Annotated in this window: 10 protein-coding genes; 4 read left to right on the forward strand and 6 right to left on the reverse strand. The window is 72.4% G+C overall.

Going from position 1 to position 12,587, the window contains the following annotated elements:
* Positions 1-216 precede the first annotated feature (216 nt).
* Both ACZ4A5_RS22610 and ACZ4A5_RS22615 read right to left on the reverse strand, forming a co-directional pair.
* On the reverse strand, positions 217-1,203 hold the full coding sequence (locus tag ACZ4A5_RS22610; RefSeq protein ID WP_467586925.1) for an aldo/keto reductase: 987 nt from the start codon (positions 1,201-1,203) through the stop codon (positions 217-219).
* A 59-nt stretch (positions 1,204-1,262) separates the two neighbouring features.
* Positions 1,263-1,949: a GDSL-type esterase/lipase family protein gene (locus tag ACZ4A5_RS22615; protein WP_467586929.1), complete on the reverse strand. Its 687-nt coding sequence runs from the start codon at positions 1,947-1,949 to the stop codon at positions 1,263-1,265.
* Positions 1,950-2,107: 158 nt separating this feature from the next.
* On the opposite strand from ACZ4A5_RS22615, the gene ACZ4A5_RS22620 reads away from it, so the two are divergent.
* Positions 2,108-2,491 carry a VOC family protein gene (locus ACZ4A5_RS22620; protein WP_467586933.1) on the forward strand — a complete coding sequence of 128 codons (384 nt, stop codon included), beginning with the start codon at positions 2,108-2,110 and terminating at the stop codon, positions 2,489-2,491.
* 265 nt (positions 2,492-2,756) lie between these two features.
* On the opposite strand, the gene ACZ4A5_RS22625 is transcribed toward ACZ4A5_RS22620, so the two are convergent.
* The 4 genes from ACZ4A5_RS22625 to serC form a co-directional block, all read right to left on the reverse strand.
* Positions 2,757-3,065, reverse strand: a complete 309-nt coding sequence (locus ACZ4A5_RS22625; protein WP_467586936.1) for a hypothetical protein — start codon at positions 3,063-3,065, stop codon at positions 2,757-2,759.
* A 149-nt stretch (positions 3,066-3,214) separates the two neighbouring features.
* Complete coding sequence (locus ACZ4A5_RS22630) at positions 3,215-3,409, reverse strand: hypothetical protein (protein ID WP_467586938.1); 195 nt, start codon at positions 3,407-3,409, stop codon at positions 3,215-3,217.
* A gap of 86 nt (positions 3,410-3,495) precedes the next feature.
* The gene (locus ACZ4A5_RS22635; RefSeq protein WP_467586940.1) at positions 3,496-4,440 is read right to left on the reverse strand and encodes a hypothetical protein; all 945 of its coding nucleotides are present in this window, start codon (positions 4,438-4,440) and stop codon (positions 3,496-3,498) included.
* Positions 4,441-4,628: 188 nt separating this feature from the next.
* Positions 4,629-5,747 (reverse strand): phosphoserine transaminase, encoded by a 1,119-nt coding sequence (serC, locus tag ACZ4A5_RS22640; RefSeq protein ID WP_467586943.1) that lies wholly within the window; start codon positions 5,745-5,747, stop codon positions 4,629-4,631.
* Between the two features lie 497 nt (positions 5,748-6,244).
* Between serC and ACZ4A5_RS22645 the strand changes: the two genes are divergently transcribed.
* The 3 genes from ACZ4A5_RS22645 (at position 6,245) to ACZ4A5_RS22655 (ending at position 12,580) form a co-directional block, all read left to right on the forward strand.
* Complete coding sequence (locus ACZ4A5_RS22645; protein ID WP_467586947.1) at positions 6,245-9,070, forward strand: FAD-binding and (Fe-S)-binding domain-containing protein; 2,826 nt, start codon at positions 6,245-6,247, stop codon at positions 9,068-9,070.
* Between the two features lie 151 nt (positions 9,071-9,221).
* Positions 9,222-10,985 carry an acyclic terpene utilization AtuA family protein gene (locus ACZ4A5_RS22650; protein WP_467587170.1) on the forward strand — a complete coding sequence of 588 codons (1,764 nt, stop codon included), beginning with the start codon at positions 9,222-9,224 and terminating at the stop codon, positions 10,983-10,985.
* Complete coding sequence (locus tag ACZ4A5_RS22655; protein WP_467586950.1) at positions 10,982-12,580, forward strand: acyl-CoA carboxylase subunit beta; 1,599 nt, start codon at positions 10,982-10,984, stop codon at positions 12,578-12,580. Before ACZ4A5_RS22650 ends, ACZ4A5_RS22655 begins: the two co-directional genes overlap by 4 nt.
* Positions 12,581-12,587 lie beyond the last annotated feature (7 nt).

Raw genomic sequence — 12,587 nt, forward strand, 5'->3', positions numbered from 1 at the left:
GCCGTAGGTCGCTCCCGCCGCAGGCGGCAACTGGCCCGCAGCCGGGGGTCTGGGGCACGCGCCCCAGTTTCGGGAAGGGGCGGGGTGGGGAAAAAGCGCCGCAGGCCAACGAGCCCGCAGTCGGGGGGGCTGGGGCGCGTGCCCCGGTGCGGGGAGGAGGGGGGTGGGGGACAAGCCCGCCGCAGGCAGCCGCAGGCCCGTCCCCCGTCGCGTCACCTACCAAGCGAACGCCTCCGGCGCCCGCCCCGGGCCCGGGAAGATGTCGTCGAGGGCCGAGAGCAGGTCGTCGGACAGCCGGAGTTCGACCGCCCGCAGCGCGGAAGAGAGCTGATCCGCCGTGCGCGGCCCCACGATGGGGCCGGTGATGCCGGGCCGGGAGAGGAGCCAGGCCAGGGCCACCTCGCCGGGTTCGAGGCCGTGCTTGTCGAGGAGGTCCTCGTAGGACTGGATCCGGTCACGGACCGTCGTGTTCGCGAGCGCCTCCGCCGACCGCCCGGAGGCGGAGGTTCCGTCGCGTTCCTTGCGCAGGACGCCGCCGAGGAGGCCGCCGCCCAGCGGTGACCAGGGGATGACGCCCAGGCCGTACGCCTGTGCCGCCGGGATGACCTCCATCTCGGCGCGCCGCTCGACGAGGTTGTAGTGGCACTGCTCGCTGACGAGGCCGAGCGCGCCGCGCCGCCGCGCCGCCTCGTTCGCCTGGGCGATGTGCCAGCCGGCGTGGTTCGACGAGCCCACATAGAGGATCTTGCCTTGCTGGATCAGGACGTCCACGGCCTGCCAGATCTCGTCCCACGGCGTGCGGCGGTCGACGTGATGGAACTGGTAGAGGTCGATGTGGTCCGTCCGCAGCCGCTTGAGGCTGGCGTCGACGGCGCGGCGGATGTTCAGGGCGGACAGACGGTCGTGATTGGGCCAGACAGGGCCGTCGGGACCCATGTGACCGAAGAGTTTGGTGGCGAGGACGACCTTGTCGCGCCGCTCGCCGCCCTTGGCGAACCAGGTGCCGATGATCTCCTCGGTGCGGCCCTTGTTCTCGCCCCAGCCGTAGACGTTGGCGGTGTCGAAGAGGTTGATGCCGGCGTCGAGCGCGGCGTCCATGATGGCGTGGCTGTCGGACTCGTCCGTCCGGGGACCGAAATTCATCGTCCCCAGCACGATCCGGCCGACCTTGAGCCCCGTGCGTCCGAGCTGCGTGTACTCCATGGGCACCAGCCAACGCCTTCGAGTGCGCTCCGATCAAGGGTGACCCGCGCCGTACGTCTTTACGGGCGGCCCGCGTAGGGCTCGCCGACGCCCCACGCCTGGTGCATCGCGTCGGCGAACGCGGCGGCGATGCGGTGCTCGCCCGAGGCGTTGGGATGGGTGCCGTCGTAGGTGTCGCCGTCGATGTCCCAGTCCCGCGGGCGGGAGGCCAGGAGCAGCGGCGAGCCGGGTGCGTCGAGGTCGGCGACCGTCTTGCCGAGCAGCTCGTTGAAGTGCTCGACCTCGGCCGCGAAGGCGGGGTCGGCCAGGGCCCGGACGTTGGGGATGACGGGCAGCAGCACGGCCCGTACGCGCGGATTCGCCTCGCGGGCCGCGGCGACGAAACGGCGGACGTTGTGGGTGGTCTGCTCGGCGTCGGTGTAGAAGCCGAGGTCGATCAGGCCGAGCGAGATCAGCAGCGTGTCGGCCTTCCCGGCCCGCACGGCGTCCTTGATCAGCGGAGCCATGTGCTGCCAGCCCTCGCCCCACCCGGCGAGGTGCGCCCGCGCGCGCTCGGGGAAGGCAGGGTCGCCGTAGTCGAGGGAGACGGGCGCGTCGGCGGCCGGCTCGTGCAGCTCCTTGCGCGGCCCGACGATCTTGTACGGGCCGCCGTAGGAGGCGTTGAGGTGTTGCCACATGCGGTAGCGCCAGGTGAGGTCACCGGCGCTACCGATCGTCATGGAGTCGCCGACGAACATGATCCGCATGGACCCATCATCCCGTACGGCGACGCGGCTCCCTCTCCGGAGGGAATCGGCACGGCCATTCCGCCGGGCCGCCGCGGTTCGGACACGGCGCGCCCGCGCGCGGGCCGAAGACTCGTACCGCTGATCAGCCACGCGGTACGAGGGAAGGATCACGACCCATGTTCGAGGACGCCCACGCATTCAGCAGCTTCGCGGTGAACGACACCGAGCGCGCCAAGGAGTTCTACGGCACGACGCTCGGCCTGCGGCTCTCCGAGGAGTCCATGGCGGGCCACACCTTGCTGACGCTCCGGCTCGCGGGCGGCGGGACCGTTCTGGTCTACCCCAAGGAGAACCACACCCCGGCGTCGTTCACCGTGCTCAATTTCCCTGTGGACGACATCGACAGGGCTGTGGACGAACTCGGCCGCCGCGGCGTGACCTTCGAGCGCTACCCCGGGTTCCACCAGGACGAGAAGGGCATCGCCCGCGACGGCGGCCCGCGGATCGCCTGGTTCACCGATCCCGCGGGCAACGTCCTGTCCGTGCTCCAGGCCGGCTGATGCCCCGGCGGCGCCGCGTCGGACGGCGTGGAGACGGCCGTGGGGGGGGGGGGGGGGGGGGGGGGGGGGGGGGGGGGGGGGGGGGGGGGGGGGGGGGGGGGGGGGGGGGGGGGAGGGGGGAGGGGGGGGGGGGGAGGGGAGGGGGGGGGGGGGGGGAGAGGCCCCAACCCCCCCCCCCCCCTCCCCCCCCCCCCCCCCCCCCCCCCCCCCAGCCCCCCCCCCCCCCCCCCCCCCCCCCCCCCCCACGGCCGGGTTGCGGGGAGGATCAGCTGTCGGTCCAGCCGTAGTTCACCACGGAGCCGTGGCCGCCGCAGTCGCCTCTGAAGATCCAGTAGCCGGTGCCCACCCACGCGCCGTACAGCCAGGTGCCGTCGGAGCACTGGGTCCACGACTGCGAGCTGCCGTAGTCGACACGGCAGTTCGCGGTCCAGACGGTGCCGGTGTTGCGGAAGCTGTCGCACGACGAGACGTGCGCGGGTGCGGCGGAGGCCGTGGTGGTGCCTCCCACCACCCCGCCGGCTGCGAGGAGCGAGGATACGGCGGCGTACGTCAGGCGGCGTTTCATGTTCTTCATGACTTCCCCTCCGGTGCGACGCTGCACTGGTCGGACGTGAACCTATAGGCGGCGTGCCCGAGCCGAAGCGCGGAAATTCGCCAACCTGTTCACCAGGGAAGTGGATCAGGCCCGGATCGTGGGAATCCGGGCCTGACAAAAGTGGCTTTCTATGGTCGGCTGCCGGGATCTTCCTTCTCCAGCCGGGCCAGTTCGCGACGGAGTGCGGCGATGGCCTCCTCTTTCCCGGAAGCGGAACGCGTCCTGTCCGAACGCAGCGTCTCGATCTTGCTTTGGAGAAAGGCGCGTTCCGCTTCCCGGTCCCGTGCCGCGCGGGCGGTTTCGTCTGCGAATTCCTCCCGCATGTCGGCGACCGGGGCGGGCTCCTCCGGTTCCGGTCCGTCCGGCGGGCGGTCGCGCGGGGGCCCGGGTGGCTGGGGCATCGGCAGGCTCAGCTCTCCACCGCGAAGGCGTAGTCCGGGTCCAGGAAGACCGTGCGGAATCCCGTGTTGTCGGTTCGGATATAGCTGTCCGCGCTGCTCAGCAGTTGCCAGGAGCCCCACGCTCCGCCGCTGTCCCGGGTGATCAGCATCGTGCGGAGCGCGCCGAAGCGGTTGGTGCCGCTGTACGAAGGCTGGAAGGTCTCGACGATCGGCGCCCAGGACCCGATCCACCCGCCGGTCTGGTCGGCCGGCGCGGCGGCGTAGTCGTACTGGTAGATCAGGTCGTACCGCTGCGCGGCCTGATTCCACAGCAGCGCCTGATTGCGCCAACTTCCCGGTGTGAGCTGCCAGGTGCTGTTCCATACACCCAGAACCTGATAGTTCTGACCGTGCGCGGACCTGGTCATCAGATAGGCACCGAGGGAGGACCACGGAATGTCGATCTGCCAGTGGTCGTCACGCGCCCAGTCGAAGACCTTGAAACGCGGAGCGTCCTGGGAGTAATAGGAGACGAATGCCTCGAGGCCCTTGCCCGCCCTGTTCATGGCGGTGAGATAGAGCCACGTATTGACATTTCCGCCGGGCGAGGTCGGGCAGATGACTTCCCAATAGAGGGAGGTGCCCTGGGCGAATCCGGTCTTGAACGGAGTGGTGTAGAAGACGCCGTAGCCGACGCCGCCGGGCGTCGGGGCGTCCTCGCGGTCACGCAGCCCGAGTGCCGACTCGCCGAGCCGGTCGGCCAACTCGGCGAGCGCCGCCTGCCGTCCGGCCGGGCTCAGCGTGGGGTGCGTGCGGGCCACGTGCACCTTGCTCGCCAGGAAGGCCAGCTCGGCGCGCTCGTCGGGCCGTTGGCCGGCCGTCCGGCCGAAGGTGTCGCGCTCGTCCGACGGCGGGGCGGACGGCTCCTGGCCGGAGTTCGGAGTGGGTACGGGGGAGTCGGGTGGGACGTCCATCGACGCGCCTCCTCCGGGGAGGGTGGAGCGGATGGCGACGGCCGCCGGGACAGGGGGCCGCAGCCTGTGTGCGCATGCTCGCGGCGCGTCTCCGGCAGGGCAAGAGGAAAGGGCGCAGATTCACCCGAAGGTGACGTTCCGGGAGGCGGCGACCCGGTCCGGTCCGCCGCCTCCCGGGACGGGGCGGGTCAGAGGCGCTCGATGACGTGGTCGACGCAGACCGTCAGCGCCTCGACGTCCGACGGCTCGATCGCCGGGAACATCGCCACGCGCAGCTGGTTGCGGCCCAGCTTGCGGTACGGCTCGGTGTCCACGATGCCGTTCGCCCGCAGCGTCTTCGCGACCGCCGCCGCGTCCACCTCGTCGGAGAAGTCGATCGTGCCGATGACCTGCGACCGCTTGGCCGGATCGGTGACGAACGGGGACGCGTACGGCGACTTCTCCGCCCAGGAGTAGAGCCGCGAGGAGGAGTCGGCGGTCCGGGCGACCGCCCAGTCCAGGCCGCCCTGCCCGTTGATCCACTCCAGCTGCTCGTTGAGCAGGAAGAGGGTGGAGAGGGCGGGGGTGTTGTACGTCTGGTTCTTCAGTGAGTTGTCGATCGCGGTCGGCAGCGAGAAGAACTCGGGGATGTGCCGCCCGGACGCGTGGACGCGCGCCGCGCGCTCCAGGGCCGCCGGGGAGAACGCGGCCAGCCACAGGCCGCCGTCGGCGGCGAAGGACTTCTGCGGGGCGAAGTAATAGACGTCGCTCTCGGTGATGTCCACGGGCAGCCCGCCCGCGCCGGACGTGGCGTCCACCAGCACGAGCGCGCCCGCGTCTGCGCCCGCCACGCGCCGGACGGGCGCGGCCACACCGGTCGACGTCTCGTTGTGCGTGAACGCGTAGACGTCGGCACCCGCCTCCGCCTCCGGCTCCGGGTGCGTCCCGGGCTCCGACGAGATGACCGTCGGCTCCGCCAGCCACGGTGCGAGCTTTGCCGCTTTCGCGAACTTCGAGGAGAACTCGCCGAAGGAGAGGTGCTGCGACTTGCTCTCGATGAGCCCGTGCGTCGCGATGTCCCAGAAGGCGGTGGACCCGCCGTTGCCGAGGATCACCTCATAGCCCTCGGGCAGCGAGAACAGCTCCCGGATGCCGTCCCGCACCTTGCCCACCAGGTTCTTGACCGGGGCCTGGCGATGAGACGTACCGAGCAGTGAGCTCCCGGTGGCGGCGAGGGCACCGAGCGCCTCCGTCCGCACCTTGGAGGGGCCCGCGCCGAAGCGTCCGTCGGCGGGCTTGATGTCAGCGGGGATCTGGATATCAGCCACGGTTGCAGCGTAGCGGCAGGTTGTCCTTGGGCTGGGGGTGGTCCAGGGGGTGAGACTTTTGTCCGTGGGTGCGGGTTGTTTGCGGTTGGGGTTCGGGTGGCCTCAAGCGCCGGCCGGGCTGGTTTGTGGTGGGTGCGGGGGTGGGTCTTCCGGGCTGGGGGCCTGGAACGCGGTGCGGTGCGGGTCATGCACATTGAGTGCCCCGAATTCGCACCGCGTTCCAGAACCCCACCCTCCAGCCCCACCCCTTCCCACCGGTGGGGACGTTCAGGGTCCGTTCCGGGCAACAAATCAGCCCGTTGGGGGCACCTCCCAGCGGTAGCTGGGGGAGTTTGAGGACGCGGCCGCAGGCCGCTCCCGCCGCAGGCGGCAACGGACTCGCAGCCGGGGGTCTGGGGCACGCGCGCCCCAGTTCGGGAAGGGGCGGGGCTGGGGAAAAAGCCCGCCGCAGGCGTCAGCACCCCCGCAAACCCCCTCACTCTCGCCACACTTGACCCATGGATGACCCCCGCCCCCTCCACGCCGCCCTGCGAGCAGCCACCCGCGGAGACGTCGCCTTCGACCCAGGAAGCCGCGCCCTGATCACCATGGACGCCTCCAACTACCGCCGCCTGCCGCTCGGCAGATTCGCCCCGCGCGACGAAGAGGACGTCGAGGCCGCCCTCGCCGTCTGCCGTGAGTACGGCGTGCCCGTCGTGGCCCGCGGTGGCGGGACATCGGTCGGCGGGCAGGCCACAGGAGTCGGGGTGGTCATGGACTTCACCCCGTACATGAAGGAGATCACCGGGATCGACCCGGATGCCCGTACCGCCGTCGTGCAGCCCGGCGTCGTGCTGGACACGCTGCGCGCGGCGGCGCGGAAGCACGGGCTGACGTTCGGGCCCGACCCGTCGACGCACGCGCGCTGCACGCTCGGCGGGATGATCGGCAACAACGCGTGCGGCTCGCACTCCGTCGCCTGGGGTACGACGGCGGACAACGTACGTGAGCTGCGGGTTCTCACCTACGGCGGCGAGCGGGCGCGGCTTCGGCGCGGGCTCGGCGGGCTGCCGCCGCGGCTGGCCGAGGGGCTGCGGGGGCTGGCCGACACGCAGTTGGCGCTGCTGCGTACCGGCTTTCCGGAGCTGCCGCGGCGGATCTCGGGCTACGCGCTGGACCAGCTGCTGCCCGAGAAGCACGTCGACGTGGCCCGCGCGTTCACGGGCAGCGAGGGCACGCTCGGGGTGCTGACCGAGGCGACGGTCGCCCTGGTGGCGGCGCCGCGTGCCCGGGCCCTGGCGGTGCTGGGGTACGGCCACGAGAGCGTGGCGGCCGACGCGGCGCACCTGCTGCTGCCGTTCGGGCCGCTGACCGTCGAGGGCATGGCCGCCGACCTCGTGGGCGACGCGGCCGGGCTGCCGAAGGGCGCGGCCTGGCTGTTCGTGGAGACCGGCGGGGACTCCCCGGCCGAGGCGGCGGCGCGCGCCGGGGAGATCGTGCGGGCGGCGGCGCCGGAGACGACCGGCCATACGGTGATCACCGACCCGGCGGGACAGCGCGCCCTGTGGCGCGTGCGGGACGACGCCGCCGGCACGGCCACCCGCATGCCGGACGGCGCCGAGGCGTGGCCCGGCTGGGAGGACTGCGCGGTTCCGCCGGCCCGGCTGGGTGCTTATCTGCGCGAGTTCCGGGAGCTGTTGGGCCGCTACGGGCTGCGCGGCGCGCCGTACGGGCACTTCGGTGACGGCTGCGTGCACGTACGCGTCGACTTCGACCTGCTGAGCCCGGGCGGGGTGCGGCGCTTCCGGGAGTTCTCCGAGGACGTGGCGGAGCTGGTCGTCGCGCACGGCGGCTCGCTGTCGGGCGAGCACGGTGACGGGCAGGCGCGGGCGGAGCTGCTGCCGAGGATGTACGGGCCCGGGATGGTGCGGGCCTTCGAACACTTCAAGGACCTCTGGGACCCGGCGAACGGCCTCAACCCCGGCATCCTGGCCCGCCCCCACCGCCTGGACGAGAACCTCCGTTTCGCCTCCCTGCCCAAGGGGCCGGTCGATGTGGAGTTCGTCTATCCGGGTGATGGCGGGGACTTCACGGCGGCGGTCCGGCGGTGCGTGGGCGTCGCCAAGTGCCGGGAGACGGCGGTGACCGGTGCGGGCGTGATGTGCCCCTCGTACCGCGTGACGGGCGAGGAGGCGCACTCCACACGCGGCCGCGCCCGTCTGCTGCACGAGATGCTGGCGGGCGAGGTCGTACGGGACGGCTGGCGCTCCGAGGAGGTCCGGGACGCGCTGGACCTGTGCCTTTCGTGCAAGGGGTGCCGCAGCGACTGCCCGGTGGGTGTCGACATGGCGACGTACAAAGCGGAATTCCTCCATCACCACTACGCGGGCCGGCTGCGGCCCGCCGGCCACTACTCGATGGGGTGGCTCCCCGTGTGGCTCCGCGCGGCCTCGGCGCTCCGGGCGGCGCCGCTCCTGAACGCGCTGGCCCGCGGTCCGCTCGGCACCGCCGCCAAGCGGATCGGTGGCATCGCGCCGGAGCGGGCGCTGCCCGCGCTGCCGGGGGAGACGTTCCGGTCCTGGTGGGCGTCGGCGGAGCGGGCGGACGGCTCCGCCGACACCGTGCTGTGGCCGGACACGTTCACCGACCACCTCGCGCCGCGGGTCGGCCGGGCGGCCGTCGCCGTGCTCCACGACGCCGGTCTGCGCGTCACGCTCCCGCCGAAAGCGGCGTGCTGCGGCCTCACGTGGATCTCCACCGGCCAACTCACCGCCGCGCGAAAACAGTTGAGGCGGACCCTCGACGTCCTGGCCCCCGCCCTCGACGCCGGCCTCACCGTCACCGTCCTGGAACCGAGCTGCGCCGCCGCGCTCCGCACCGACCTGCCCGAGCTCCTCCCCGGCGATCCCCGCGCGCACCGGCTCGCCGCGTCGGTCCGCACCTTCGCCCAGACGCTCGAAGAGCTCGCGCCAGGCTGGGCGCCACCGCGCGTCGACCGTCCCGTCGTCGGGCAGACCCACTGCCATCAGCACGCGGTGCTGGGGGACGGCGCGGAGCGCCGGTTGCGCGAACGGGCCGGACTGAGCGGGGAATTGAGCGGAGGGTGCTGCGGCCTCGCCGGGAACTTCGGTTTCGAGCGGGGGCACTACGACGTGTCCGTCGCCTGTGCGGAGGAGCGGCTGCTGCCGTCGGTGCGGGCGGCGGGGGCGGAGGCCGAGGTGCTGGCCGACGGGTTCTCCTGCCGTACGCAGCTCGGCGGGCTCGCGGGGCGCGAGGGACGGCACCTGGCGGAGGTGCTCGCGGATTGCCTGCCAGGCAACTCCCGTAAGCAGTACGGAAAATAAAGGCAAGCACGCTTGCTTGTTTCTCGGGTGGCTGGGAGCCTCGGGGCGGCGGCAACGCCAGGCACGGGGGTCGGCGCAACCGTTCGTCACATCACCTGTCCCAGAGGAGTACGCGGTGGTCAACCCCGTCGAGGCAGCCGAGGACCTACGGATGGCCGGGGCCCGCTCCCCGCTCCGCGTCGGCAACGCCTCCGGTTTCTACGGAGACCGCTTCGACGCCCTGCGCGAGATGCTCACCGGCGGCCCCCTGGACGTGCTCACCGGCGACTATCTCGCCGAACTCACCATGCTCATCCTCGGCCGGGACCGGCTCAAGAACCCCCGGCGCGGATACGCCAAGACGTTCCTCGGCCAGCTGGAGGAGGGGCTCGGGCTCGCCGTCGACCGGGGCGTGAAGCTCGTCGCCAACGCGGGCGGGCTCAACGCCGCCGGGCTCGCCGACGAGATCCGCGCGCTCGCCGACCGCGTGGGCGTGTCCGTGCGCGTCGCGCACGTCGAGGGCGACGACCTGCTCGCCGAGCGCGACTGGGGGCCGGGCGTGCTCACCGCCAACGCCTATCTGGGCGGCGCCGGGATCGCCGCCTGCCTGCGGGCGGGCGCCGACGTCGTGGTCACCGGGCGCGTCACCGACGCCGCGCTCGTCACCGGCCCCGCCACCGCGCACTTCGGCTGGCTGGCGGAGGACCTCGACCGGCTCGCGGGCGCGGTCGTCGCCGGGCACGTCCTGGAGTGCGGCGCGCAGGCGACCGGCGGCAACTACTCCTTCTTCCAGGAGATATCGGGCCCGCACGGCGTCGGCCACCCCGGCTTCCCCATCGCCGAGATCCACGCGGACGGCTCCGCGGTGATCACCAAGCACCCCGGCACGGGCGGCGCGGTGACCGTCGGCACGGTCACCGCCCAGCTGCTCTACGAGACCGCGGGCCCGCGCTACCCCGGCCCCGACGTCACGGCCCGGTTCGACACCGTGCGGCTCACGGACGACGGGCCGGACCGGGTGCGGATCAGCGGGGTGCGGGGCGAGGTCCCGCCGCCGACCCTCAAGACCGGCCTCACCCGGGTGGGCGGCTGGCGCAACGAGGTCGTGTTCGTCCTCACCGGCCTCGACATCGAGGCCAAGGCGTCCCTCGTCCGCGAGCAGCTCGAAGAGGCACTCGCCCGGCGCCGCCCGGCCGAGGTCCAGTGGACCCTCGCCCGCACGGACCGCGCCGACGCGCCCGTGGAGGAGGAGGCGAGCGCCCTGCTGCGGCTCGTCGTGCGCGACCCCGACCCCGAGGTGGTCGGCCGGGCCGTCAGCAGCGCGGCGATCCAGCTCGCCCTGTCCAGCTACCCCGGCTTCCACGTCACGGCCCCGCCGGGCAACAGCATGCCGTACGGGGTCTTCGAGGCGGCGTACGTCGACGCGTACGCGGTGCGGCACGTGGCGGTGCTCCCCGACGGGACGCGGCTGCGGATCCCGCCGTGCTCGGGCGCCGGACGGCACGGTGAGCCGGGCCCCGGATCCGCCCCGCCTCCCGAGCCGGGGACCGGCACCCCCGCGGCGCTCCCGTCCCCGCCGCTTCCCCCGCCCCTGCCGGCCGGCCCCACCCGCCGCGTCCCCCTCGGGACGATCGCCGGCGCGCGCAGCGGGGACAAGGGCGGGTCCGCCAACATCGGCGTGTGGGTCCGGAGCGACGACGCCTGGCGCTGGCTCGCGCACGAGCTGACCGTCGAGCGGTTACGCGAACTCCTGCCCGAGGCCGCCCGGTTCACCGTCGAGCGGCACCCGCTGCCCAACCTCCGGGCGCTCAACTTCACCATCGACGGGATCCTCGGCGAAGGCGTCGCCTCCCAGGCCCGCTTCGACCCGCAGGGCAAGGCACTCGGCGAGTGGCTGCGCGCGCGGCACATGGACATCCCGGAGGTACTGCTGTGACCACCCTGGCGTCCGCGCTCGACCCCGCCGGTCCCGACTACCTCGCCGCCCGCGAGGCCATGCTCGCCAAGCTCGCCGGACTCGACGCGGAACACGCGAAGGCGCTCGCGGGAGGCGGCGGGAAATACGTCGCCCGGCACCACGCCCGGGGCAAGCTGCTCGCCCGTGAGCGCCTCGAACTGCTCCTCGATCCCGACACGCCTTTCCTGGAACTGTCACCGCTCGCGGGCTGGGGCAGCGATTACGCGGTGGGGGCGTCCCTCGTCACCGGTATCGGCGTGGTCGAGGGCGTGGAATGCCTCGTCACGGCGAACGACCCGACCGTACGGGGCGGTGCCAGCAATCCCTGGACGCTGAAGAAGGCCCTGCGCGCCAACGAGATCGCCCTCGCCAACCGCCTGCCCTGTATCGCGCTCGTGGAATCCGGCGGCGCCGACCTGCCCAGCCAGAAGGAGATCTTCATTCCGGGCGGCGCCCTCTTCAAGGACATCACCCGGCTGTCCGCCGCCGGCATCCCGACCGTCGCGGTCGTCTTCGGGAACTCCACCGCCGGTGGCGCGTACGTCCCCGGAATGTCCGACCACGTCATCATGGTCAAGGAACGGGCCAAGGTCTTTCTCGGCGGGCCGCCCCTGGTCAAGATGGCCACCGGTGAGGACGCGGACGACGAGGCGCTGGGCGGGGCCGAGATGCACGCGCGGGTCTCGGGACTCGCCGATCACCTCGCCGTCGACGAACTCGACGCGCTGCGGCAGGCCCGGCGGGTGGTCGCCCGCCTCAACTGGCGGAAATCCGGCCCGAAATCAGGGATCGCGGTTCCTCCCGTGCACGACGAGGAGGAATTGCTCGGCGTCGTGCCCGGCGATCTGAAGGTCCCCTTCGATCCCCGCGAGGTCATCGCCCGCGTGGTCGACGGCTCCGACTTCGACGAGTTCAAGCCGCTGTACGGCACCAGCCTGGTGACCGGGTGGGCGCGGTTGTACGGATATCCGGTGGGCGTCCTCGCCAACGCCCAAGGCGTCCTCTTCAGCGCCGAGTCCCAGAAGGCCGCGCAGTTCATCCAGTTGGCGAACCGGCTCGACACCCCGCTGATCTTCCTGCACAACACCACCGGCTATATGGTCGGCCAGGAATACGAGCAGGGCGGCATCATCAAGCACGGATCGATGATGATCAACGCCGTGTCCAATTCCCGGGTCCCGCATCTGTCGGTGCTGATGGGGGCCTCGTACGGCGCCGGGCACTACGGCATGTGCGGACGGGCGTACGACCCCCGGTTCCTCTTCGCGTGGCCCAGCGCGAAATCCGCCGTCATGGGACCGCAGCAGCTGGCGGGCGTGCTCTCGATCGTCGCGCGCGCAGCCGCGGCGGCGAAAGGGCAGCCCTACGACGACGAGGCCGACGCCGGTCTGCGGGCCGCCGTGGAGCGGCAGATCGAGGCGGAATCGGCGGCCCTGTTCCTCTCGGGGCGGCTCTACGACGACGGTGTCATCGATCCGCGCGACACGCGGACCGTGCTGGGCCTCTGCCTTTCCGCCGTGCATTCCGCGCCCGTGGAGGGCGCGCGTGGCGGCTTCGGCGTCTTCCGGATGTGAGGGCTCT

Source organism: Streptomyces sp. NPDC025618, assembly GCF_055558795.1.